A 24,131-nucleotide genomic window follows, 5' to 3' on the forward strand; every position below is an offset into this window, starting at 1 on the left:
GCGGGCGACCTGCGGATCAGCCACCTCGACCGGGACGGCCCAGGTCGGCCCCGCCGACGAGGCCGAGCACCACGGCGGCCAGGACCAGGACCGCCAGGCCCGGCAGCCGGGCGCCGACCGGGACAGCCGCCATCAGCACCAGCGCCCCGCCCAGCCGGTGGACGGAGCGCCGCCCGCGGACCTCGTACTCCGCCCAGCCCTGCGCGAGGAGGAACAACGCCGGACCGCCGAGCATGATGACCGCCGGCGGCAACCCGCCCTCGTCGGTGGGGTGGGCGATGACCAGCTCGAATCCGACGGCGGTGACCAGCACACTGGCCACCGTCACCAGGTGGATGTAGGTCGCCCGCTCGCCGAGTCGCGCCGGGGACGTCGAGTCGCGGATCGCGGTGGGGAGCAGGTGTCCGGCGCGGTGGAAGTAGATCCGCCAGAACAGCACCGTGACGGCGAACGCGATGACGAACGCGGCGACCTTCGCGGGGGTCAACCGGTCCGCGCTGGAGGCCAGGCCGATCACCAGGATCGCCTCGCCGAGCGCGATCAGGAACACCTGCTGGTAGCGCTCCACCAGGTGGACCCCGTTGATCACCCACTGGTTCACCCGGGAGGCGCCGAGCCGGGGTATCGGCCAGCCGGTGGCGAACCCCACGTACTCGATGGCCAGGGCACCGGCCCAGACCGCGGGACGGGAGTGCTCGCTCACGGCGGCGCCGATGAGCCAGGGCACCGCGGCGACTGCCGTCCAGATCGTGATGCGGGTCGTCACCAACCGTCGTGGATGGTGGCGCAACGCCAGCGTGAGCGCGAGTGGCCGGCCGAGCTGGATGGTGACGTAGGTGACCGCGAACACCACGGCTCGGCCGCCGAACGCGTACGGCATCCCGATGGCCAGCACCAGCGCGCCGAACATGACCACGATGACCAGCGCCTGGACGAACGCCAGCGCCGGATCGTAGAGGCTGGTGACCCAGGCCGCCAACATCCAGATCAACCAGAGCAGCAGGAAGAAGAACAGCGCCTCGGCGGCCCCCGCCCGCACGTCGCGCTCCGGCTCGCTGGCGTTCAGCTCGGTGATGAGCCGTTGCGCGACCCGGGTGAGGGCGAAGACGAAGACCAGGTCGTAGAAGAGTTCGAGAAACGCCGCCCGGGGCGAGGCCACCGGATCGCGCAGCAGCCGTCCCGTCCACCCGTGCGCCATCCCGGCCACCCCCCGGGCACTAACGATCTTCTGGACGGGCGGTTGCGTGCGGTCGGTCGCCCGGAGGGCGGAGCTCCTATAGTCGGGCGGTGGGCACGGAACAGGTACAGCAGGCGTACGCCGCGGTCGCGGATCTCTACATCGAACTGTTCGGCACGCGGGAGAAGGTGGACCCCGACGATCTCGCCCTCATCGGCCGGCACCTGGGGGGCCGACCCGGTCCGGTGCTCGACCTGGGCTGCGGCCCGGGTCACCTCACCGACCACCTGCGCTCGCTGGGCGTCGACGCCACGGGCGTCGACGTGGTCCCCGAGTTCATCGCCCACGCGCGGGCGACCCATCCCGGCGGCAGCTACCGCCTCGGGTCGCTGGACGACCTCGACGTCGCCGACCACTCAGTCGCCGGCATCCTGGCCTGGTACTCGCTGATCCACCTGCCGCCGGAGCGCCTCGACGGCGTGCTCGCCACGTTCCGTCGCGCCCTGGCCCCGTCCGGACGGTTGGTGCTGGGGCTCTTCGCCGGCGACGAGGTCGACGCCTTCGACCACAAGGTCCTGACCGCCTACCGGTGGCCCGTCGACGAGATCTCCGAGCGGCTGGCGCGCGCCGGCTTCACCGAGGTCGAACGCCTGGAGCGCCCGGACGGTGGAATCCATCGGCCGCATTTCGCCATCGTGGCGGTCGTCACCGAGGAATGAGCCGGCGCGGTCGCGCGGCGGACACCGCACGGAACTCAGCCGACGCTAGTTCCGCCGATCCTGCATGAACCGGCAGGATTTCAACCAGAGCTTCACCGCGGTAGTCGCCGCCACCGTGCTGACGAACTGCCAATCCTTCACCCGGTCGGGCTCACCGAAGTCGGCGATCCCCCGCATGACCATCCAGGGAACGGCCTGCTCGTCGCAGGTGACCGCAAATCCGGCGCCCTCCATCTCCAATGCGCCGGTGCGGCGCTCCGGGCCGAACCACCGCGCCCGCCGTCCGACTTTGCCGTCCTCCACCAACTCGTCCTTGGCCTGGATCGTCTTCAGAATGAGCCTTGGACGGTAGGTCGCCGGGTCGAAGAGCTCAGGAACCTGCAGATCGTCCAGGTCGGCGGTTGCCGCCGCGACCTCCTTGGCGATCAGGTCGTGCCAGCCGAGCCGCTCCGGCCGGAACGACGTCATCTCGCGGGCGATCCTGAGGTCCGGGTCCAGCGACGCCGGGTCGGGCTCGTAACCGCGGGTCGTCGATATTCCGCGCCCGGTGTCGATGATCTTGTCGCCGAACACGACGTCGCCCAGTCTGACCTGCCCACTGTGACCGGCTGCCATGCCGACGAGGCAGCACAGCCTGACCTCGTACGTGGAGAACACGGTGTGCAGGAAGGCGGCCATCCGACTGTTACCGGCCGTCCCGCACTTGGTGATGATCCCCTTCAGCGGTGGCTGACCCTCACGCGCCACTTCGACGTCGAAGAAGTACGCGCCTCGCGCTGAATAGTCAGGTTCGCGTCGGAGGTCGACGCCCAGCGCCACCTTCGCTGCGTCGAACTCCCGCTCCTTCACCGTAACGAGCGCAAAGTCGACGCTACGCGACACCTGCCATCTGTCGAGCTGATCGAAGATGTCCTTGGCGCGCTCGGCATCAAGCCACCGCGAGCCCATGATCGCCGCAGCATGGACAAGGACCTTGGAGCGAAATCTCTCGTCGAGGCGGCTGACGGACCAAACAAGATCATCGAACATGATCGAAGCCACGTCATCAGACGCCTCTGACCGCAGCAGCGCGAGCAACGTCAGAACGTCGTTCTCCGTCGGCTGTCGGGTCACGGCCTGCGCACCGCTTCCGCATCGGAGTCCGCGCGCTGCGTGGGCACGTCCTTCCGGGGGGCTGGCGGCCGCCAGCCGTAGAGCGAGTGTCGCTGTCCTGCGGCCTCGGGCGCAAAGTCGAGCAGTGTGCAGACGGCCTTCACGTTCAGGCCCTTCGCGAGGGCGATGCGCTCCATGGCGTCGATCGTGTCGCCGGCACCGACGAACTCGTCGATGAGGACCACCTCCTTGGTGGCGACGGAGTCCAGCTCCTGGCACCAGGGGGCGGCGTCATCGAAGACCCGCTCCGGGGCGGTGCCGTCAACCACCTTCTCGATCGCCTCGCGGGGGATCCTCACCACTTGGGCGCCCGACCGCAGGGACAAGCTGTTGGACAGCTTGCGGGATCCCTGTTCGCGTTCGGGGCAGACCAACAGGATGTCCTGCCCCACCGTGCTCGTCGACCGACGCACAAACATCCATAGCTTGTCGGCCAGCCAATTCCCATACTTTTCAAGGATCCGAGGGACGTCAGGGACCACGGGGTAGGCGCCCCGGCGGGGAGTCGGCACGTCATCCTCGGGCTTCACGCCGCACATTCGTACGAGGTCCCAGAACTCCGCGGTGGTCAGCGTGTTGGTCCGCTCCTCGTACCGCCTGGTCTCTCCCACCACTGCCAGGCGGCACTCGGCCTCCAACTCGGTGCGTTGTTCGACCGACAAGAAGTATTCGACGTCGTACTCCGTGCCGTCGTCGCCCTCGATCCGACGGCGTCCGAACCGTGGCTGCGCTCCACCGACACAGAGGACGGCCAGGATCCGCAACCGGGTGGGACGCAGCGCAGCGGTAATGGTGGCGACCCGTTCCGCGAGTGACACCCCTGTGTTGACGACGGCGACGACGAGCAGCACCGATCGAGGGTGGGGATCCTCTGGCGCCTTGACGATCGCCTCGGAGAAGGACCGGACCGGCAGTGAGCCGGCGGATATGCAGGATCCCTTCAGTGGATTGGCAAGCCAGTTCGACACGGACTCGTGATAGACGACCAGGTCAGGCCGCTCGGCGGAGTCAGAGCCGAGCGCGTTGTCCAGCAGATGGCCGAGTTCGTCCTGTGCCCGGCTGGCGTCGAAGTAATGGCGCAACACCTTCCGCTCACCCTGACGGCCATGCGGGCTGAACCAGCCGAGCCGAGTGATCAGCTTTCGTTCCAACAGATCGATCGGCGCGGTCCGCAGACGATTCAACGCGCTCCGATAGTCGTCGACATCGTCGTCCGACCAGGACGAGGTGCCGCCGTCGGAGAGGAGATGGATCTGACCGGAGGTCAATCGCGTCTGCAAGCGTTCACGAAGTTTGATGTCTTCCGCCTGTTCGGTGGGCAGCAGGATAACCAGGGTTCGATCGGCCCACTGCTCGGTGTCGCATGCGGCGCTTACCGCCGAGGCGAGATGCAGCAACGCCTCAGGACGGAGAAACAGCTCGCTGTTGACTGTCTGGGTGCTCACCGACAGATCGAGGATTCCGAGGTCGGCCCGGTCAGGAAGCTCCATCAACGCCTGAAAGAGCGGCTGGTAGACCGAACCGGTTTCGACGAGCGCCTTGTCCGTGGCGACGGTGTGGAAGGCAGCTGCCGATTCCGCGTAGCGCAGCGTGCGGCCGGCGACGATCCGGGCAACGTCCGCGTAGAAGGCGCGCTGCCGGTCGTCCGGTTCCTCGCCCGGCCCCAACCCGAAGCGAACGAGATCGAACGTGGTCTGTGACATCTGTGGGGACTGTTCCAGCATCGGACAGGCGCCGGACTAGTCGTTGAGCGGGAGGGTCACGACAACGAGATCACCGAGCACTGCCCCGCCGTTCGACCGATCGTAGGTTAGGGTCGGAGTCGGGGCTGGGACATCGGTGCCATCGCGCTGGTCGCGGGCCAGGGCGAGATGCGCATCGGCGCCGTAGGTGTCGAGTTGGCCGCCGAAGATGTCAACCACCGCGCTGGCGAGGACGGTGGGGCTGCTCGGCAGTTGCCAGGCATCCTGAACAGCCATGGGCGTGTGCGGCAAGGCTGCCAGCACGTTCTCCGGCTCGTCGAACACCAGTTCAAGCAAGTCAGTCGTCGCCACCCTGGTGGATCGCTCACCAGCCCCGTCCCACCAGAAGGCGATCTGGAGGTAGGCACGATCGTCTCGATGCAGTCCATAATGCGCGGCGACAACCGCGGTCTGCTTGTCGTGACCGATCGACGCGCGGATGAGGGTTTCCAGGATCACCAACCGGGCCACCTGGGCGCCAGGGCCGGCCAGATCCCGGTCGAGCGCGGCCACCACGTGCTTCGACAGCCAATCCGCCGCGTACCGTACCGCCGGCGCGTGCCGGGTGTTCGACCCCAGTTGGAGGACCTTGAGCGGAAAGATATTGAAGGGGAGAGTCGGGCGCCTGCTGTTCCCCGGCGCGCGCTTGAGGTAGGAGTCGACGCGGGTCAGTCGGTACAGGCTCTCGGTGGTCAGCAATTGGGACAGCGACGTCTCGGAAGCGACCGTCACGGCATCCAGGAAGTTGATTTCCCGGAGAAAGTCGATCATCTCTGGCTGCTCGGGGAGTCGAACTCTGGTAACCAGCCCGAGACGGTGCCGTTCGACGATTTTCGAGATGAGGTAGACCGGCCCGGCAACATCGGAGAAAGAGCATTCCGTCAGGTCCAGCAACGCCCTCGGCTCGCTTCGCCAGTATTCGGCTGCCTTGGCCCACGAACGCCGCAGCGACTCAATTGCGCCGTCGCCTGGGATGGGGACCAGATAGCCGTCTTCGGCGGCCAACCTCTTCGCCGCCGACCTGCGGTCCAGGGCGTCCTGCAAACTGCGGCTCAGCGAACTGGTCGCCAGGCCCACGAACAACTTGGCGACGTGCAGCGCCAGCTGATCGCCCTTCGTCGGCTGGTACACCGTTGCCGATATCGACGCCTGCCGCCCCGTCATCGATACCCCAAGTCAAGTCGCGGACGGAGTGATCCTGAGCCCGTCCTTGTCCGATTGGGCGACACACCCATGCGTCAACATGACCAGCGGGTGAATCCCGAGCAGAAACCTAGCAGCGCGAACACGGCCTGTGAAGGTGCGACAGCACGTTACCGCGGTGTCGAAACCCGACAATGGACGGACGACCGATGCGGAGACCGACACTCGGGCCACGAAGCAGACCAAAAGGCAACCATGACGCCAGGTAGTGACTGGGGGGCGACTGTCGGATTCTGCCGACGATCTCCGGTCGGCCGAGGGCCATGTTCAAGATCGTCTATGCACGTGCTGACCGTTCGTTTGGCTGCTTCGGGCATCATGGGACGCATCATCGGTCGCGCGGGAAGGACGTGCATGGGCGGCGAAATCACCACCGGCGGGCTACTGCTCACCGAGTACGAGCAGCTGAAGCACGAGCAACGCACACGAATCGGATTCCGCGACAACCTGATCTATGCCACTCTCGGATCGATGGCGGCGGTGGTCGCGGCCGTTCTCTCCGTCAAGGACCACGCCAATCTGTTGCTCCTGCTGCCCGTGGCCAGCGCCGTCCTCGGATGGACCTATCTGATCAACGATGAGAAGATCTCGGCCATTGGTCGCTACGTCCGCACGGACCTTGGTCCCCGCCTGATGGCGCTGACGTCGGACAGTCAGCCCGTATTCGGCTGGGAGACGGCCCACCGCTCCGACGCCCGCCGCATCTCCCGGAAGTACCTACAACTCGCCGTCGACCTGGGTACCTTCGTCGCTCCGCCAGTTGCCGCCCTGATCGTCTTCTGGGCGAATGGGCCCCTGAGCTTCGCCTTCGTCGCCGTGTCCGGCATCGAGGTCGCCGCCACGGCCGTGCTCGCCTGGCAGATCGTCGTCTACGCCGACCTGACCCGCTGACCCACGACGTGCACAACCATGGGCGGTGGCCCGGCTCGACGGCAGTGACGACGAAGCCGTTACGGGGCAAGCGAAACCGTCGTCACACGGGCTTTCACGGCCACCAGCGTGTCGCCGAGGTGCCGCCCGGCATCGGCCGCGCCCAGCGGACACCGCGACGAACCCTCAGCCGACGCTAAGACCGCTGTCACGGCCCGTTCCTAGCGTGTGCGGGCATGGCGACACCACCCGTATCCCTGCCGGCGACCGCCGCCCGAACGGCCGGCGCCGCAGCCTGGTTGAGCTGCGTCGCGCCGCGCCCGGCCGCCCGACTGCGGCTGGTGTGCCTGCCGTACGCCGGTGCCGGCGCTGCCGCTTACCGGCCGTGGGGCACCCTGCTGGGCGACGACGTGGAGGTGTGGGCCGCGCAGCTGCCCGGCCGTGAGCGCCGGCTGGCCGACCCGCCACTGAGCACCATGGACGAGCTGGCGCCCCCGCTGGTCGCGGCGATCGTCGAGCGGGTGCCGGCGCCGTTCGCGATCTTCGGGCACAGCATGGGCGGCCTGATCGGGTACGAGGTGACCGCCCGCCTGGTCGCGCGGGGAGACCACGTACCCCAGCGTCTGGTGGTCTCGGCGGCGCGTCCGCCGCGCACCGCGGCACCGCTGGGCGCGGCGCACCGCCTCGACGACGCGGCGCTGACCCGGTGGCTGCGCGACCTGGGCGGGATCCCCGACGAGGTGCTCGCCGACCCGGGCCTGCTGGAGCTGATCCTGCCCACCGTGCGGGCCGACCTGACAGTCGTCGCGTCGTACCGGCCGGCGACCGTGCCGCCGCTGCCGCTGCCCGTGGACGCGGTGGCGGCGGCCGACGATCCCCTGGTCGACCCGGACGAGGTGGCCGGCTGGGCGGCCTGCACCGATTTCGGTTTCTCGCTGACCGTCGTGCCCGGGGGCCACCTCTACCTGCACGACACCCCTCCCCCGCTGTCCCGCCTGCTCGGCGGCGGGCCGGCCGCCGACCGCGCGTACGTCGAAGGGGCCACCCGATGACCCAGGACCTGCACCCGGACCTCGCCGACCTCACCCCCGAGCAGCGGGAGCTGCTGGCCCTGCGGCTGCGCCAGAACCGTGCCGGCAAGGCCCCCGCCAGCCGCCCCGACACCGCCGTGCCGTCGCCCCGATCGGGCAGCGGACCGGCCAGCTACCCGCTCTCCTTCACCCAGGAGCAGCTCTGGTTCCTGGACCGGCTGGAGCCGGGCACGCCTGTCTACAACGTGCCCTTCGCCGAGCGGATCACCGGTCCCCTGGACGTCCCGGCGCTGCACCGGGCGATCGACGCGGTCGTGGCCCGGCACGACGCGCTGCGGATCGTGTTCGCGTCCGTCGACGGCGTCGTCACCCAGCGGGTGTCGGACGCCCTGGAGGTGCCGCTTGCGGTAGTCGACCTGACGGCGCTGCCGGAGTCGGAGCGGCAGGCCGCGATCGATCGGGAGGTCGCCGCGCACGCGGCAGTCACCTTCGACCTCACCAGCGGGCCGCTGCTCGCCGTCCGGCTGCTCGCCCTCGCCGCCGACGAACACCTGCTGCTGGTGACCGCGCACCACATCGTCTTCGACGCCTGGTCGGCAGGCGTTTTCGTCGAGGAGCTGGTGCGCTGGTACGGCGAGTTCGCCGCCGACGTGCCGGCCGGGCTGCCCGCGTTGCCCACCCGGTTCGTCGCGCACGTCGCCGCCCGCCGCCGGCCGGAGGCGGAGCGGGAGCTGGCCGGTCACCTGGCGCACTGGCGGGAACGGCTCGCCTCGGCGCCGGCCCGCTCGACGCTGCCACCGGACCGCCCCCGGCCGCCGGTGCAGACCCACCGTGGCCGGAGCCTGCCGTTCACCGTCGACGCCGAGGTGACGGCCGCCCTCGCGGGGCTGGCCCGCAGCGCCGGCGCGACAGTCAACGCAGTGGTCCTCGCCGGGCTGACCGCCCTGCTGCGCCAGGCCACCGGCCAGGACGACCTGCTGCTCGGCATGCCCGCCGCCGGCCGGGCGAGCACCGACCTGGAGCCGCTGATCGGCTGCTTCGCCACGATGCTGGTGCTGCGGGTGGACACCGGTGGCGACCCGAGCGTGCGCGACCTCGTCCGCCGGGTGCACCGCACGGTCAGCGAGGCGTACGCCCATCAGGAGGCCCCGTACGCGCGGGTGGTGGAGGAGGTCCGGCCGGTCCGCGATCCCAGCGTGAACCCGCTGTTCCAGGTGCTGGCGACAATGACCGACGGCGGGGTGCCGCAGCGGCAGGCCGGCGGGGTCACCTTCCGGCCGGTGCCCGCCGAGAGCGGCCTCACCGACTTCGACCTGTTCGTCAGCCTGACCGCGCACGGAGACCGGATCGACGGCGCTGTCGACTTCAACGCAGACCTGTACCTCGACGAGACGATCGCCGCGACCGTGGGCCGGCTGCCGGAGCTGCTGCGCGCCATGGCGGACGCGCCGGATGAGCCGCTGTCGGAGGTGACCGGGCTGCGCCGCCACCGCATCGCCCTGGCGGCCACCTTCACCGTGGACCCGCTGCGCGATCCGGTGAACTTCTGGCTGCGCTTCCTGCGCGTACCCGCGTCGGTGGAGCTGGCCGGGTACGGCCAGCTGGTGGCCCACCTGCTGGCCGGGCCGACGGCCGACGCCACTGTCTGCCTGCTGCGGTGGGAGGACTGGCTGCGCCGGCAGGACCACACCGCCGCCGAGGCGGCCCTCGACGCGGCGATGGACGACCTCGACGCGGCGGTGGCCGCGTACCGGCGGCGAACCGACGCCCCGCTGCTGCTGGTGGTGTGCCCCGCGTCGCCGCGCGCCGCCGACCGGCTCGGCGAGCGGTCCGGCCGCCTCGACGACCGGCTGGCCGCGTTGGCCGCCCGCACGCCGGGGGTCCACGCGGCCTGGGCCGCCGACCACGCCGGCACCTACCCGGTGAGCGAGGTGAGCGACGAGCGCGCGGACGAGTTGGGTCATGTGCCGTACACGGGCGAGTACTTCGCGGCGCTGGGCACGATCGTGCTGCGTGAGCTGCGGCGGCTCGTCGGCCAGCCGCGCCGCCTCGTGCTCGTCGACGCCGAGCGGCTGCCGCTCGACCGGCTCGCCGGCGCGCTGCCCGGCCACGACGTACGGGCGTACACGGCCGCCGCGCTCGCCGACGCCGACCCGGCCACCACAGTGGTGCTCGACGCCGACCCACAGGCGGTCGCGGCGCTGCACGAGGCGCACCCGGGCGTGCTGGCGCTTGCCGTGCCCGCCGGGTGGGACGAGCTGCGCCGGATGCTCGCCCACGTCTGGCCGCTGGACCCACCCGCGCCGACGCCGGCCACCGGGGCGAGCGGGCTGCACCCGGCGATCGGGGCGGAGCGGGCCGCGTACCTGGTCGAGGAGTTGAGCACGGCCGCGGCGATCGCCGACCGGAGCCGCCCGGCCCCGGCGGTCGTCGCGGCCGTCGACGGCGAGATCGTTACTCCGCGCACCCGGACCGAGGAGCGGCTCGCCGGCCTGTGGGCCGCCGCGCTCGGCGTCGAGCAGGTAGGCGTGACAAGCGACTTCTTCCACCTCGGCGGGCACTCGCTGCTCGCCACCGGTCTGCTGTCGCAGGTGCAGGCCGAGTTCGGCCGCGAGGTGTCGCTCTACACCCTGTTCACCAACCCGACAGTGGCCGGGCTCGCGGCCGTGCTCGACGCCGACCCGGACGCCACCGCCCTCGCCCCGCTCACCCCCGCCCCGCCGGGTGTGCCCGCGGTGGCCTCCTCCGCGCAGGTGCGGCTCTGGGCCCTGGACCAGCTCGGCGACGACGTCGTCCGGCACAACACCACCGCCGCCGTCGAGCTGCGCGGCGACCTCGACAAGACGTCGCTGCGCCGGGCGTTCGACGACGTGCTGGCCCGGCACGAGGTGCTGCGCACGACCTTCGCCGACCGGGGCGGCGAACCGGAACCCGTGGTACGCCCGCACGTCGACCCGTGGCTGGAGACGCTGGACCTGACCGGGCTGCCGGCGGCGAAGCAGGCCCGGGCGCTGCGCCGGGCGGCCGCCGAACTGGCCGCGCACCGGTACGACCTGGCCGCCGGCCCGCTGGTGCGGGCCCGCCTGCTGCGGCTACCCGACCAGCGCTGGCACCTGCTGCTCGGCATGCACCACATCGTCTGCGACAACACCTCGTGGAGCGTCCTGCTCGACGACCTCGCCGCCCGGTACGCCCACCACACCACAGGCGTCGACCGGCCGCTTGCCCCGCTGCCGGTGCAGTTCGCCGACTACGCCCGGCACCAACGCGACTGGTTGGCGTCGAGCGCCGTCGAGCCGCACCTGGCGTACTGGCGGGAACGGCTGACCGACGCGCCGCCGCTGCTGGAGCTGCCCACCGACCACCCCCGCCCCGACGAGCGCTCGGACGTCGCCGGCTACCAGGCCCAGCGGCTGGGCACCGGGCTCGGCGCGGCGGTGCGGGAGCTGGCCCGGGCCGAGGGGGTCACCCCGTTCGCCGTGCTGCTGGCCGGCTTCGCCGCCCTGCTGCACACCGAGAGCGGGCAACCGGACCTGGTGCTCGGCGTCCCCACCGCCGGCCGGGAACGCGCCGAACTCGCCCCGCTGATCGGCTGCTTCGCCGACCTGCTGCCGCTGCGCATGGACGTGGGCGGCCGGCCCACCTTCCGGCAGCTCGTGACCCGGGCGTACCGCACGGCACGGGAGGCGTACCGGCATCAGGGGCTGCCGTTCGCGACAATCGTGGAGGCGCTGCGGCTGCCCCGCCAGGCCGCGTACCACCCGCTGTTCCAGTGCGTGCTCAACGTCCTCGACGGCGCCGACGAGCTGCCGGAGTTCGCCGGGCTGGCGGCCACGCCGGTCGAGGTGCCGAGCGTCGGTGTCGACTTCGACCTCTTCCTCAGCCTCACCTGGCAGGGCGACGACCTGCACGCCGACCTGGCGTACCGGGCCGACCTGTTCGGGCCGGAGCGGATGGTTCGGCTGCTGACCGGCCTCGCGAAGGTGCTCGACGACGGGGTGCGTCGACCGGACGCCCCGCTCGGCGGTGGACGGCGCGCGTCGGCACCGCGCCGCCTCGCGCCGCCCGCGCCCCGGCTGGTCGTCGGCGGCACCGTCGAGGTGCCCGCTCTGGCGGCGACCGTCCGCTTCTGGACGGGGCTGCTGGGCCTGCCGCACGCCCTCGAACAGCTGCCGGCCGGCGCGTTGCTGCGGCTGCTGCGCGACCCGGCCGCCGGCCTGGCGGCCGGGCGACGGGACCACAACGTGCTGATGCTGCGCTGGGAGGACCGCCGGACACCCGGCCCGCTCGGCGCGGGCATCGTCGGGCTGCGCGACTTCCACACCGAGCTGCTGGCGGCACTTGACGTCCACCGGCAGCACAGCGCGGCGGCGCTGACGCTCGTGGTGTGCCCGTCGTCGCCGGAGTACCGGACGTCGCCGTGGAACGCGGTCTTCACCGAGCTGACCGCGCGGCTGGCCGAGGCCCGGCCCGACGTCGACGTCGTCGCGGTGCAGGCGTGGGCGCGACGCTACCGGGTGCACGAGCTGTTCGCCGGCGACGCCTGGTCGCCGGAGCTGGCGGCGGTCACCGGGACCCTGGTGGTGCGGCGGGCGGTCCGGCACCCGGCCCTGCGCCGGCTGGTCGTACCGGCCGGGCCGGCGCACCGGCAGGCGGAGCTGGCCCGGCTGCTCGCGGCCCAGGCCCGCTCCGGGCGCGAGGTGCTGCTCACCACCATGCCGCAGGGCGCGGAGCTGTCCGCGCTGGTCACCGCCGGGATCATCCGGTACGCCCCGACCCCGCCCACCGACGCGGCCACGCTGGTCCTGCACCCGGTCACCGAGCCCGCGCCACCGGACGCCACGGCGCTGCCCGTCGACCCGGCGAACGGGCCGGTGGACGTGCTGCGTGGCCTCTGGTCCCTCGACGCGGACGTCTCCGGGGCCGCCGACGCGCCTGTCGACCGGATTCCCGCCGGCCTGCTCGCCGAGGTGGCCACCGAGCTGGGCGACGCGGCGGCGCTGCGCGTTGCGGTCACCGACGGGTACCGGCGCTCGGCCGACCGGGCCGCCGCCGCGCCGCGCACCGACCGGGAACGTCAGCTCGTGGCGATCTGGTCGGAGCTGCTGCGCACCAGCCAGCTCGGCATCAACGACGACTTCTTCGCCGTCGGCGGTGACTCGCTGCTCGCGATGCAGCTCGTCGCCCGCTGCGCGACGGCCGGCATCCAGGTCACCCCGCGACAGCTCGTCCGGCATCCCACCGTCGCCGAGCTGGCCGCCAGCCTCGGGGAGTCGACTGTGGCGCTGGACGCCGAACAGGGCGAGGTGCACGGCGACGCGCCGCTGACCGGCGCGCAGCGCTGGTTCACCGACGTGGTCGCCCCCACCATGGGCCGACCCGCCCTGTTCAACCACCCCTACTACCTCCAGCTGGCCCGCCCGCTGCCGGCGGACCTGCTCCGCGAGGCGGTCCGTCGGCTGGTGGCCCACCACGACGCCCTGCGGCTGCGCCTGACCCGTCAGCCGGACGGGAGCTGGCGTCAGCACCACGCCGACCCCGCCGACGCCGTTCCCTTCGTCAGCCACGACCTGACCGGACTCCCGCCCGACGAGCGGGAGGCGGCAGTCGAGGCCCGCTGCGCCGAGGCGCAGACCGGCCTGGACCTCACGGCCGGCCCGCTGGCCCGGGTGGCGCACTTCCGGCTCGGCCCGGAGCTGCCCGACCGGCTGCTGCTCGTCAACCACCACCTCGTCGTCGACGCGGTCTCCCGGGGCGTGCTCCTGGCCGACCTGGAGACGCTCTGCGACCAGCTCGAACGCGGCGCCGAGCCGACGTTGCCCGCGAAGACCACGTCGTACCGGGCCTGGGCGCGGCGACTGGCCGGGTACGCGGGCTCGCCGCACCTGCGCGAGCAGCTGCCGTTCTGGCTGGCGCAGGCCGACGACCGTGTGCTGGCCCGGCTGACCGACGAGCCGGCCGCCGCGCCGTTCCGCCTCGGTGACCTGGGCCTGGCCACCGTGACGCTGGACGAGGCGGCGACCCGGGGACTGCACGCCGCCGCCCGCCGGCTGCGCGCCAGCGTGCGGGACCTACTCGTGTGGGCCGTGGTGGCCACCGTCGCGGGGCGTACCGGTGGCGCGGTCACCGTCGCCACGACCGGCCACGGCCGGGAACCGCTCTTCGACGACGTCGACGTCAGTCGCACCGCGGGCTGGTTCCAGGTGCTGTATCCGCTGCGGCTGGAGCTGCCCACCACCACCGACGCGGCGCGCTCGGCCCGCTCGGTGATCCGCCAGCTCGGCCGGGTCCCGGACAACGGCATCGGGTACTCGCTGCTGCGCCACCTCTGCCCCGACGACGACGTACGCGCCCGGTTGGCCGCGACACCGCCACCGCAGGTCGCGGTCAACTACATGGGCGGCTTCGGATTCGACGACGTCGCCCCGGCCAACCAGCTCCTCGATGTCTGCGCGGCGCCGTTCGGGCCGACCGAGGACCCCGACGGGCACTGGCCCTTCCCCTTCGACGTGACGGGGTCGCTCACCGGCCCCGCGCTGCGCGTCGATCTGAGTTACGCCACTCCGGCCTTCCGGCCGGAGACCGCTGAGAACCTGCTCGACGGCATCCGGACCAGCCTTCTGCGCCTGGTCGGGAACCACGGGCAACCGCCACGGCAGTAGGAGGAGACCCCATGGCGTTCCGACGCCCGTCCCGGTTCGCCGGGTTCACCACGATCTGGTTCGGCCAGCTGCTGTCGGCGCTCGGCACCCGGATGACGAACTTCGCCCTGAGCATCTGGGTGTGGGACGCCACCGGCCGGGCCTTCGACCTGACCATGCTGATGGCGTTCGCGTTCGGCGCGACAGTGATCTTCAGCCCGATCGCCGGCGCGCTCGTCGACAGGTGGGGACGACGACTGACCATCGTGCTCAGTGACGTCGGCTCGGCGATCACCACGGCGGTCGTGCTGCTGCTGTTCCTCACCGGTTCGGTCGAGGTGTGGCACCTGTACCTGGTCAACCTGGTCACCGGCGCGTTCCTCGCGTTCCAGCTGCCGGCGTACCAGGCGACCATCACGGTGATGATGGAGAAGGGCCAGTACCCGCGGGCCAACGCGATGATGTTCGCGGTCCGGACCATCCCGGTGATCTTCGCCCCCGGCTTCGCCGCCGCGCTGCTCGGCCTGATGGACATCAAGGTCATCCTGTTCATCGACGCGCTGTCCTACCTGGTGGCGATCGGCGCGGTGCTGCTGGTGCAGCTCCCACCCCTGCCCCGCTCGACGCAGCCCGACGAGGGCGGCTTCTGGTACGACACGATCTACGGCTTCCGCTACATCCTGGCCAGTCGGGCGTTCACCGGGCTGGAGGCGATCATGTTCGCCATCAACGTGCTCGCCGCTGTCGGCTTCGCCCTGCTGGTGCCGCAGATCCTGGCCCGCACCGACAGCAGCACCAACGCGGTGGGCCTGGTGCAGACGATCGGCGCGGTGGGCGGTGTGGCCGGCGCGCTCCTGCTCGGCCTGCTGCCCAACACCCGCCACAAGATCCGCCGGATGCTCATCGCCATCCTGGTCTTCAGCGTCCTCGGGCGGATCGTCTACGGCGTCGGGGACAGCATCATCGTCTGGTCGGTCGCGCTGCTCTTCCTGCACCTGTCCATCCCCTTCATCGACGGGTACGCCCAGTCGGTCTGGCAGGAGAAGGTCGAGCCGTCGCACCAGGGCCGGGTCTTCGCCGCCCGCCAGTTCATCGAGGACCTCGCGTACCCCGGCGGTACCGCCCTGGCCGGCATCGCCGCGGACCGCTGGTTCGAGCCGATGATGCGCGACGGCGGGCCCGGGGTGCCGTACTTCGGGTGGCTGGTCGGCAGCGGACCGGGCGCCGGAATGGGCCTGATCTTCGTGATCGTCGGCCTGTTCGGCATCGGCGTCTCGGCGGCCGGTTTCGCGTCGCCGAGCATCCGCCGGATGGAGGTCGACCTGCCCGACTACGACGAGCCGACCGACCCGCCGGCCCCGCTGCCGTCGCCGAGCGGCACCGACGAGCTGACCGACGACCGCGCGGTGGTGGCGAAGTGACGCTGACCGAGGTGGTGGCCGGGGTCCTGGAGGTCGACCCGGCCGAGGTGACCGACGAGTCCGGGCCGCAGACCATCGGCACCTGGACCAGCCTGCGGCACCTGCAACTGGTGGTGACCCTGGAGGAGGTCTACGGGCTCTCCTTCGCCTTCGAGGAGATCCGCGACGTGCGCAGCGTCGGCGAGCTGCGCACCGTGCTGCGCGCCAAGGGCACGGAGACGCGATGAGCGCCGTTCTGTTCACCCGACGCACCCGCTGGCAGGCGCTCACCCGCCAGCGGCCGACCCCGGCGCTGCGCGTCGCGCTGCTGGCCAGCTACACGGTGGACCCGCTGGTGCCGTACCTGGGCCTGGGCCTGCACGACACCGCTCTGAGCGCCACGCTCACCGTCGGCCCGTTCCAGCAGGTCGTGCAGCAGTGCCTCGCCACCGACGGCTTCCTCGCCGAGGCTCGGCCCGACGTGCTGGTGGTGGCGCAGCGCCTGGAGGAGGCCGGCGACCCCGGTCCGGCCGGCGACGCGTGGGCGGCGGAGCTGCTGGCCGGGGCCGAGGCGGCCGTCACCGCCGCGCGCCGGCACGGGGCCCTGCTGGTGTACGTCCTGCCGGCCGTCCCCGCCTCCCGCCCGTACGGGCGGGCCGACGCGATGCACGCCGACGGGGTGACCGCCAGCGGCACCGCCGTCCGGCAACGGCTGCGCGATCGGCTGGCCGGCGACCCGTGGGTGCTGCTCGTCGACGCCGACGAGGCGGTCCGCGCCGTCGGGGACGAGCGGGCGTACCACCCGGCGCTGTTCCGCTTCGCGAAGGTGCCGTACACCGAGGAGGTCTTCGCGCGGCTCGGTGCCACCGTCGCCGCGCTGGTGGCCACCTGGTTCGGCGCGGGCTGCCGGGCGCTGGTGCTCGACGGCGACGGCCTGACCGGGGCGGCGCACCTGCTGCCGGCGCTGCGCGAGCTGCGCGCCGCCGGCGTACGCGTGGCGCTGCGGGCCACCGGCACCGACTGGTGGTCGAGCGCCGACGCCACGGACCTGTTGGCGGTGCTGGACGGCTGGGTCACCGACGGGCGGCCCCTGGCCGACCAGCTCGCCGAGATCGCCGACGAGCTGGACGTCACGCCGGCCCAGCTCGTGCTGGCGGGCACCGGCCCCGCGCAGGCGCCGCCGCGACAGGTACCGCTCGGGTCCGATCCCGCGCTCTGGTCGGACGAGCTGCGGGCGGCGGGACTGACCGACCGGCTGCCGATCCGACGGTGGACCGGCGGCACGTCCCGACCCTCCGTCGCGCCCGTCGAGCTGTCCCTGGACGACTTCGTGGCCGGCCTGGACGTCCACGTCGACTACCGACCGGTGGCCGCCGACAGCGTCGCCGAGGTCGCCGAGGTCGTCGCCCGGGCGCACGACTTCGCGCTGGCGCCCGCCCCGCCGGCCGCCGCGCTGGCCGGGCGGGCCGCCGACCTGCTGGCGATCCGGGTACGCGACCGGCTCGGCGACTACGGCACCTCGGGCCTCGTCGCGCTGGACCGGACCGCCGACCGCTGGACCGTCGACGTCTTCTCCCTCTCCTGCCCCGTGCTGGGCAAGGGCGTCGAGGCGGCGGTGCTGCGGGAGGTGACCCGGCGGGCGGGCGCGGCCGGCGCCGGTGAGGTGCTGGTCCGCTTCACCGACACGGGCCGCAACGGCACCGCCCGACGCTTCCTGTCCGATCTGGACGGTGTCGCGCCCGCCGACCCCCGGGTCCGGCTGCACGCCGCCCAGACGTCCGCCGACGACCCGACGCCAGGATCGCCGGCGGCGACGGCGACGGCATCGACACCGCTGACAGCCACGGCGGTACGGCGATGAGCGGGCCGCCGGTCGGCGTCGGAGTGGCCGCCCTGGCCCACGTCCTCGGCGAGCCTGTCGACGTGGCGGCTGCCGCGGCCGCGTACACCCAGGATCTGGACCGCCTGCGGTCCTGGGAGTACCGCGCGTTCCACCGGGCCGGCCCCGGCGTCGGGGTGACCGACCTGGCGGTGGTGGCCGGCGGCACGGCCCTGGACCGGGCCGGGCTGAGCGCCGCCGACGTGGACCTGGTGGTGCTGGCCATCCCCGACCTGGCCGAGTACCTCTACTGGGATCCGGCAGCGCACACCCAGGCCCGCCTCGGCGCGCACCGGGCCGAGGCGGTGCTGCTCAACCAGGCGTGCGGCGGCGGGGTGGCCGCGTTCGACACGGTGGCCGGGCGGTTCGCCACCCACCCCGAATACCGGACGGCGCTGCTGATCGGCGGGAACCGGGTGTGCGAGCCGTACTGGAACCGGATGGAGGTGAACACGAGCGTCTTCTCCGACGGAGCGGCGGCGGCTGTGCTGGTGCGGGACCACGACCGGTGCCGTTGGCTGGCCACCGAGACGATCACCGACGGCCGGTACGCGGGCTTCATGCGCATGCCCGTCGGTGGCGCGGCGCAGCCGTTCACCCCGGACGGCGGCACCCCTCGCGTCGGCGACCCGGCCGACCGGCTCAACGAGTTCTTCGCCGGGGACGTACGCCGGATGTTCCGGTTCGTCGCGACCATCCGGGAGCGCAACCGGCAGGTGGTGGAGACGGCGTGCGCCCGGGCGGGCGTGACGCTTGCCGACGTCCACCGGTTCGTGCACTTCCACGACAACGCCCGGCAGTTCGCGGAGCTGGCCAAGGACCTGGGCGTCCCGCTGGAGCGGACCAACGTCGAGCTGGCCCTCGCCCACGGCCACATCGGCTGCGCCGACCAGCTCATCGGCCTGGAACGCCACCTCGACAGCGGCGAGCTGACCGACGGCGACGTGGTCGCCCTGACCAGCACCGGCAGCGGCATGCACTGGGTCTGCACCCTGCTGCGGGTCTGACCGGCCGCACCAATCCGACGGGAAGGAACACCGAACATGAGAGTCGAGGAGGTCCTGCACCGGATCCGCCGGCTGCGCCGACCCGACGCGGCCGCCGATCCGGAGCTGGCGCCCGGCCTGGTCCACCTGGACGACGCGGCGGTCACCACAGTCGCGTCCGCCGGCCGGCTGCTCGCCGACGTGCCCGTCGAGAAGCTGGCCAGTCCCGACTTCCCACTGCGCCCGCTGCGGGTCGCGGTCACCGGCACGTTCACGCCGGGCACGCTGGAACCGCTGCTGCGGGTGGCCCTGCTGCGGATCGGCATCGCCGCCGAGATCCACGTCTCCGGCTTCGACCAGCTCGTGCTCGACCTCAGCGATCCGCGCTCGGCGCTCGCCGAGTTCCGGGCCGACGTCACGCTCTGCCTGCTGCACGACGGCTGGTTCCTGCCCGCCGAGTGGGACCCCGGCGACCTGGCCGGCCTCGCCGACGTGCTGGGCGAACGGGCCGGCGTGCTCGCCGCCGCGCTGCGCGGCTACGCGACGCGCACCGAGGGCGCGGTGCTGCTGCACACCGTGCCGCTGTCGCCGTTGGAGCACCGTGGCCTGGTCAGCTTCCGGGGCCGGGCCGAGCTGGGCCGCGTCTGGCGGGAGCTGAACTCCCAGCTGTTGGAGCTGGGCGGGCGGGACACCACGTACACCCTGGATCTGGAGACACTGCTGGTGGACCACGACGGTCCGGTTCGCGACGAGCGCCTGTACCGGTTCGCCAGCATGGCGTGGACGCCCACAGTGGAGCGCCGGTACGCCCACGAGGCCGCCACCTTCTGCCGCGCGGTCCTCGGTCGGACGGCGAAGGTGCTCGCGCTGGATCTGGACAACACCCTCTGGGCGGGCGTGCTCGGCGACGACGGGCTCACCGGCATCCGGCTGGGCAGCGACTATCCCGGCAACTGCCACCGGGACGTGCAGCGTCGTGCCCTGGCGCTGCGCCGGCAGGGCGTGCTGCTCGCGGTGTGCAGCAAGAACGACCCCGACCTGGTGGCCGAGGCGTTCACGCAGCACCCGGACCTGCTGCTGCGCTCCGACGACTTCGTCGCCCAGGCGGTGAACTGGGGACGCAAGGACGAGAACCTGCGCCAGCTCGCCACCACCCTCAACCTGGGCCTGGACGCGGTCGTGTTCGCCGACGACAGCCCGTTCGAGTGCGACCTGGTACGCCGCGAGCTGCCGACCGTACGGGTGGTGGAGTTGGCCGGCGACCCGGCGGGCTTCCCGACCAGGCTGCTCACCGAGGGGCACTTCACCGTGCTGGCCACCGGCGCGACCGACCGGGAACGCACCGCGCTGTACCGGGCCCGCGCCGGGCGGGAGCGCTTCGCCGCCACGTTCGACTCGGCGGCCGACTATCTGCACGAGCTGAAGCTGCGCGTCACCGTCCGGGAGGTGGACGAGCACAGCCTGCCCCGGCTCGCGCAGCTCGGGCTGCGCACCAACCAGTTCACGATGACCGAGCGCGCACACACCGAGGCGCAGACCCGGGCGCGCGCCGACTCCCCCGACCACCTGGTGCTCACCGTCGAGGTGACCGACCGGTTCGGTGCCGAAGGGCTGGTGGGCGGCCTGTGGCTGGACCGGACCGACCCGGACGCCTGGGTGATCGAGAACTTCGTGCTCAGCTGCCGGGTCTTCTCCCGCGGCGTCGAGCAGGCGGCGCTGCACCGGGTGGCGGAGCTGGCCCGAGCGGCCGGCGCGACCCGGCTGGAGGCCCTGTTCCGGCCCACCGCCCGCAACAAGCCCGGCGGGACCGTCTGGCCCTCGGCCGGTTTCACCGTGGCATCCGTCGACGACGGCACCACCCGGCACGTGTTGCCGCTGCACCCCCCGCCCCGGCTGCTGCCGGCGTGGATCGCCACTGAGGAGGGAGACATCCGTGCCTGACCTGTTCACCACCGTCGCGGACCTCATCGAGCAGGTCGCGGACGTGCCGGCCGAGGAGATCGCGCCCGACGTCCGGTTCGCGTCGCTGGCCAACTGGACCAGCCTGGAGGCGCTGCGGCTGCTCTCCGCGCTCGAGGATGACCTCGGCGTACGCCTGGACCTGCGGACGTACCTGGCGGTGACCGCGGTCGGCGAGCTGGTCGACCTGGTCGCCCGCGAACGGGACGGGGTCGCCCGGTGACCGCCACCCGCACCGAGGCGCCGCCGATCGCGCCGACCCGCCTCGCCGACGCCGACCTGGACCTGTTGCTGCTGATCCGGCACTTCGAGCTGGCCCTGCTGGACATGTTCGGCCGCGGCGAACTGCACGGCACCACCCACACCTGCCTGGGCCAGGAGTACGTGCCGGTGGCGCTGCGCCCGCTGCTCGACGACGGCGACTTCGTGTTCAGCAACCACCGCGGGCACGGGCACTACCTGGCCCGGTTCGACGACCCGCACGGCCTGCTGGCCGAGGTGATGGGCCGCGAGGGCGCGGTGTGCCACGGCGTCGGCGGCAGCCAGCACATCCTGCGGGACCGCTACCTGTCGACAGGCGTGCAGGGCGAGAGCGCCCCGGTGGCCGCCGGGGTGGCGCTGCACCTCAAGCGCACCGAACCGGGCCGGCTGGCGCTCGTCTACCTGGGCGACGGCACCTGGGGTGAGGGCGCCGTCTACGAGGCGCTGAACATGGCCGCGCTGTGGGGCCTGCCGCTGCTGCTGGTGGTCGAGAACAACGGCATCGCCCAGTCCACGCCCACCGACGCGCAGCTCGCCGGCAGCATCGGCGGGCGGGCGCGGGCGTTCGGGGTGGACCACCTGCGGGTCACCTCCACCGACACCGAGGTGGTCCGGGCCGCGCTGACGCCGGTGCTGCGCCGGGTCCGCGAGCGGTCCACGCCGTACGTGGTGGAACTGCTCACGCACCGGGTGGGACCGCACAGCAAGGGCGACGACAGCCGCCGACCGGAGGAGATCGCGCACGCGCGGGCGCACGACTGGTACGCCCGGTACGCGCAGGCGTACCCGGAGCAGTTCGGCGCGCACGACGAGCGGCAGCGGGCGTACGTCGCACAGGTGGTGGCCGACGTCGCCGGCCGACCGGCGAGCCGCTGGGCGGAGGAGAGCCGTGGCTGAGCGGGTGGTGGAGAACCTCAACCAGGCGTTGCACGCGCTGCTTGCCGACGACCCCGCGCTGACAGTGCTCGGGGAGGATCTCGTCGACCCGTACGGCGGGGCGTTCAAGGTGACCCGGGGCCTGTCGGCGCGCTGGCCGGAGCGGGTGCTGTCCACCCCGTTGAGCGAGGGCGGCATCGTCGGCGTGGCCGGCGGGCTGGCCCTGGCCGGGCAGAGCGCCATCGTCGAGATCATGTTCAGCGACTTCGTGGCGCTGGCGTTCGACCAGCTTCTCAACTTCGCCAGCAAGTCCACAGCCATGTACGGCCGGCGGGTGCCGATGCGGCTTGTGGTGCGCTGCCCGAGCGGCGGCAACCGGGGCTACGGCCCGACGCACAGCCAGAGCCCGCTGAAGCACTTCATCGGCATCCCCGGCCTCAGCGTGCACGAGGTGTCGCCGTTCCACGACAACCGGGCGGTGCTCGCGGGCATGCTCGCCACCGGCCGGCCGGGTCTGCTCTTCGAGGACAAGGTCCTCTACACCACACGCATGTACGCCGACGGCGTCGTGGACGAGCTGTTCCGCTACGACCTGATCGGCCCGGACGCCGACGTCGCCCGGATCCGGGTGGACGAGGAGGAGCAGGCCGACTGCGTGCTGGTCGTACCCGGCGGGCTGGCCGCCCGGGCGGTGTCGGTGGCCCGGGAGCTGCTGCTACGCGACGACATCGTCTGCCAGGTGCTGGTGCCGTCACGGCTCTGGCCGCTGGACACCGACACCCTGCTGCCGCCGATCGCGCGGGCCGGGCGGGTGGTGGTGGCCGAGGAGAGCACCGCCGGCGGCACCTGGGGCGCGGAGCTGGCGCAGGTCGTGCACCGGCGGCTCTGGGGATCGCTGCGCGCGCCGGTACGCCTCGTGCACTCCGCCGACAGCGTCATCCCGACCGCCGCGCATCTCGAACGCACCGTGCTGGTGCAGGACACCGACATCCACCAGGCCGTGAAGGAGGTCGTCAGTGGTGACTGACCTGGTCGTCCCCAAGCTCAACAACAACGACACGACGTACGTCCTGCTCGACTGGCTGGCCGAGAACGGCGAGCGGGTGCGCGCCGGCGAGCCGATCGCCGAGGTGGAGACCTCCAAGGCGGCCGAGGAGCTGCTCAGCGACGGCGACGGTGTCCTGCACCGGCTCGTCGAGGTGAATCAGGAGTGCGCCCCGGGCGACGTCATCGGTCGCGTCTTCGACAGCGAGGAGGCCCGGCAGCGCTTCCTCGCCGAGGCGGTCGCCCCGGCTGTCGTACAGCTGCCGGACGTCTCCCCCGGCGGGCCGGTGCTCACCGACTCGGCCCGGGAGCTCGCGGCCGCGCACGGCCTCGGCGACGACGAGCTGCGCGGCCTCGGCAAGGCGGTCGTGCGGCGTCCCGACGTGGAACGCCTGCTGGCCGACCGGTCGTCGGCGCCCGCGGCGGCGACCGAGCCGGTGGTGGTGGCCGCGGCCGCCGCGCTGGCGGCCGGCGACGGCCCGGAGCCGGACGATCCGCGCCCGGTGCACGCGCTCTCGCGCGCGCAGCGCGCCGTCGCCGCGGTGGTCACCGAGTCCCACCGGGAGGTGCCGGCGGCGCTCGCCGTCGTCAAGGTCCGCGCCGACGCCGCCCTCGCGGTGGCCCGGCAGCTCACCCGCTCCACCCGCACCCTTGTCGGCCTGCCGGAGCTGCTGGTCAAGGCCATCGGCGGGTTGCGCGAGGACCACCCGTTGCTCTTCGCCGCACCCGGCGACGGCGCCAGCGTACGACTGGCCGAGGCGGCCCACGTCGGCGTCACCATCGACGTCGGTACGGGGCTGTTCATCCCGGTGATCCGCGATGTGGAGGAGCTGACCTGCGCGGAGATCGCCGAGACGCTGATGGACTTCCGGTCCCGGGCCGGCGGTGAGGGCTTCCGGGCCGGCGAGCTGGCCGGCGGCACCATCGTCGTCTCGCTGCACACCGACCCCGACGTGGTGCTCGCCGGGCCGATCGTCTTTCCCGGCCAGACCTGCGTGGTGGCGATCGGCGGCACCCAGGACGAGTTGGCGCTGGACGCGGACGGTCAGGTCGTGACGCGCCGGTTCGTCAACCTCAGCGCCGTCTACGACCACCGGGTGGTCAACGGCCGGGAGGCGGTCGCGTTCCTGCAGGCCGTGAAGGCGGCCCTGGAGTCCCCCGACCACCTCGCCGAGGAGTAGAGCGCGGCGG

17 protein-coding genes are annotated in these 24,131 nt (G+C 72.4%); 13 read left to right on the forward strand and 4 right to left on the reverse strand.

Annotation, left to right across the window (positions count from 1 at the left end):
- Nucleotides 1-16 precede the first annotated feature (16 nt).
- On the reverse strand, nt 17-1,198 hold the full coding sequence (locus AB0B39_RS10695; protein ID WP_357574140.1) for a low temperature requirement protein A: 1,182 nt from the start codon (nt 1,196-1,198) through the stop codon (nt 17-19).
- 89 nt (nt 1,199-1,287) lie between these two features.
- Here AB0B39_RS10695 and AB0B39_RS10700 point away from each other — a divergent pair, with 89 nt between their 5' ends.
- The gene (locus AB0B39_RS10700; protein ID WP_357574141.1) at nt 1,288-1,896 is read left to right on the forward strand and encodes a class I SAM-dependent methyltransferase; all 609 of its coding nucleotides are present in this window, start codon (nt 1,288-1,290) and stop codon (nt 1,894-1,896) included.
- 45 nt (nt 1,897-1,941) lie between these two features.
- Here AB0B39_RS10700 and AB0B39_RS10705 read toward each other — a convergent pair whose 3' ends face one another.
- Genes AB0B39_RS10705 through AB0B39_RS10715 form a run of 3 tightly spaced genes read right to left on the reverse strand, consistent with a single transcriptional unit; the run spans nt 1,942 to nt 5,954 of the window.
- Entirely contained in the window at nt 1,942-3,009 is a 1,068-nt protein-coding gene (locus tag AB0B39_RS10705; RefSeq protein WP_357492659.1) for a hypothetical protein, read from the reverse strand.
- Nucleotides 3,006-4,751, reverse strand: coding sequence for a hypothetical protein (locus tag AB0B39_RS10710; RefSeq protein ID WP_357574142.1), 1,746 nt, complete (start codon nt 4,749-4,751; stop codon nt 3,006-3,008). The genes AB0B39_RS10705 and AB0B39_RS10710 overlap by 4 nt, the downstream gene beginning before the upstream one ends.
- Before the next feature lie 36 nt (nt 4,752-4,787).
- Complete coding sequence (locus AB0B39_RS10715) at nt 4,788-5,954, reverse strand: hypothetical protein (protein ID WP_357492663.1); 1,167 nt, start codon at nt 5,952-5,954, stop codon at nt 4,788-4,790.
- Between the two features lie 318 nt (nt 5,955-6,272).
- Between AB0B39_RS10715 and AB0B39_RS10720 the strand changes: the two genes are divergently transcribed.
- The 12 genes from AB0B39_RS10720 to AB0B39_RS10775 all read left to right on the forward strand — a co-directional run bounded on the left by AB0B39_RS10720 (nt 6,273) and on the right by AB0B39_RS10775 (nt 24,121).
- Complete coding sequence (locus AB0B39_RS10720) at nt 6,273-6,884, forward strand: hypothetical protein (protein WP_234582703.1); 612 nt, start codon at nt 6,273-6,275, stop codon at nt 6,882-6,884.
- A 215-nt stretch (nt 6,885-7,099) separates the two neighbouring features.
- Entirely contained in the window at nt 7,100-7,915 is an 816-nt protein-coding gene (locus tag AB0B39_RS10725) for an alpha/beta fold hydrolase (protein WP_357574143.1), read from the forward strand.
- Nucleotides 7,912-14,556, forward strand: coding sequence for a condensation domain-containing protein (locus tag AB0B39_RS10730; protein WP_357574144.1), 6,645 nt, complete (start codon nt 7,912-7,914; stop codon nt 14,554-14,556). The genes AB0B39_RS10725 and AB0B39_RS10730 overlap by 4 nt, the downstream gene beginning before the upstream one ends.
- Before the next feature lie 11 nt (nt 14,557-14,567).
- Nucleotides 14,568-15,956 (forward strand): MFS transporter, encoded by a 1,389-nt coding sequence (locus AB0B39_RS10735; protein WP_357574145.1) that lies wholly within the window; start codon nt 14,568-14,570, stop codon nt 15,954-15,956.
- Entirely contained in the window at nt 15,953-16,183 is a 231-nt protein-coding gene (locus AB0B39_RS10740) for an acyl carrier protein (RefSeq protein ID WP_234591281.1), read from the forward strand. Before AB0B39_RS10735 ends, AB0B39_RS10740 begins: the two co-directional genes overlap by 4 nt.
- Entirely contained in the window at nt 16,180-17,796 is a 1,617-nt protein-coding gene (locus AB0B39_RS10745) for a hypothetical protein (protein WP_357574146.1), read from the forward strand. The genes AB0B39_RS10740 and AB0B39_RS10745 overlap by 4 nt, the downstream gene beginning before the upstream one ends.
- Complete coding sequence (locus AB0B39_RS10750; RefSeq protein WP_357574147.1) at nt 17,793-18,821, forward strand: 3-oxoacyl-[acyl-carrier-protein] synthase III C-terminal domain-containing protein; 1,029 nt, start codon at nt 17,793-17,795, stop codon at nt 18,819-18,821. Before AB0B39_RS10745 ends, AB0B39_RS10750 begins: the two co-directional genes overlap by 4 nt.
- A 36-nt stretch (nt 18,822-18,857) precedes the next feature.
- Nucleotides 18,858-20,741, forward strand: coding sequence for an HAD-IIIC family phosphatase (locus AB0B39_RS10755; RefSeq protein WP_357574148.1), 1,884 nt, complete (start codon nt 18,858-18,860; stop codon nt 20,739-20,741).
- Entirely contained in the window at nt 20,734-20,982 is a 249-nt protein-coding gene (locus tag AB0B39_RS10760; protein WP_357574149.1) for an acyl carrier protein, read from the forward strand. Before AB0B39_RS10755 ends, AB0B39_RS10760 begins: the two co-directional genes overlap by 8 nt.
- Nucleotides 20,979-21,917 carry a thiamine pyrophosphate-dependent dehydrogenase E1 component subunit alpha gene (locus AB0B39_RS10765; RefSeq protein WP_357574150.1) on the forward strand — a complete coding sequence of 313 codons (939 nt, stop codon included), beginning with the start codon at nt 20,979-20,981 and terminating at the stop codon, nt 21,915-21,917. Before AB0B39_RS10760 ends, AB0B39_RS10765 begins: the two co-directional genes overlap by 4 nt.
- Entirely contained in the window at nt 21,910-22,923 is a 1,014-nt protein-coding gene (locus AB0B39_RS10770; RefSeq protein WP_357574151.1) for a transketolase C-terminal domain-containing protein, read from the forward strand. Before AB0B39_RS10765 ends, AB0B39_RS10770 begins: the two co-directional genes overlap by 8 nt.
- Nucleotides 22,916-24,121, forward strand: a complete 1,206-nt coding sequence (locus AB0B39_RS10775) for a 2-oxo acid dehydrogenase subunit E2 (protein WP_357574152.1) — start codon at nt 22,916-22,918, stop codon at nt 24,119-24,121. Before AB0B39_RS10770 ends, AB0B39_RS10775 begins: the two co-directional genes overlap by 8 nt.
- The last annotated feature ends 10 nt before the right edge of the window (nt 24,122-24,131 follow it).

The organism is Micromonospora sp. NPDC049114 (assembly GCF_040648635.1).
In the GTDB taxonomy this organism is placed as follows: domain Bacteria; phylum Actinomycetota; class Actinomycetes; order Mycobacteriales; family Micromonosporaceae; genus Micromonospora.

What these genes read in the sequence shown, in the direction of transcription:
- AB0B39_RS10695 (WP_357574140.1), bottom strand. Translation starts at nt 1,198, where the DNA reads ATGGCGCACGGGTGGACGGGACGGCTGCTGCGCGATCCGGTGGCCTCG.
- AB0B39_RS10710 (WP_357574142.1), bottom strand. Translation starts at nt 4,751, where the DNA reads ATGTCACAGACCACGTTCGATCTCGTTCGCTTCGGGTTGGGGCCGGGC.
- AB0B39_RS10715 (WP_357492663.1), bottom strand. Translation starts at nt 5,954, where the DNA reads ATGACGGGGCGGCAGGCGTCGATATCGGCAACGGTGTACCAGCCGACG.
- AB0B39_RS10720 (WP_234582703.1), top strand. Translation starts at nt 6,273, where the DNA reads ATGCACGTGCTGACCGTTCGTTTGGCTGCTTCGGGCATCATGGGACGC.
- AB0B39_RS10725 (WP_357574143.1), top strand. Translation starts at nt 7,100, where the DNA reads ATGGCGACACCACCCGTATCCCTGCCGGCGACCGCCGCCCGAACGGCC.
- AB0B39_RS10730 (WP_357574144.1), top strand. Translation starts at nt 7,912, where the DNA reads ATGACCCAGGACCTGCACCCGGACCTCGCCGACCTCACCCCCGAGCAG.
- AB0B39_RS10735 (WP_357574145.1), top strand. Translation starts at nt 14,568, where the DNA reads ATGGCGTTCCGACGCCCGTCCCGGTTCGCCGGGTTCACCACGATCTGG.
- AB0B39_RS10745 (WP_357574146.1), top strand. Translation starts at nt 16,180, where the DNA reads ATGAGCGCCGTTCTGTTCACCCGACGCACCCGCTGGCAGGCGCTCACC.
- AB0B39_RS10750 (WP_357574147.1), top strand. Translation starts at nt 17,793, where the DNA reads ATGAGCGGGCCGCCGGTCGGCGTCGGAGTGGCCGCCCTGGCCCACGTC.
- AB0B39_RS10755 (WP_357574148.1), top strand. Translation starts at nt 18,858, where the DNA reads ATGAGAGTCGAGGAGGTCCTGCACCGGATCCGCCGGCTGCGCCGACCC.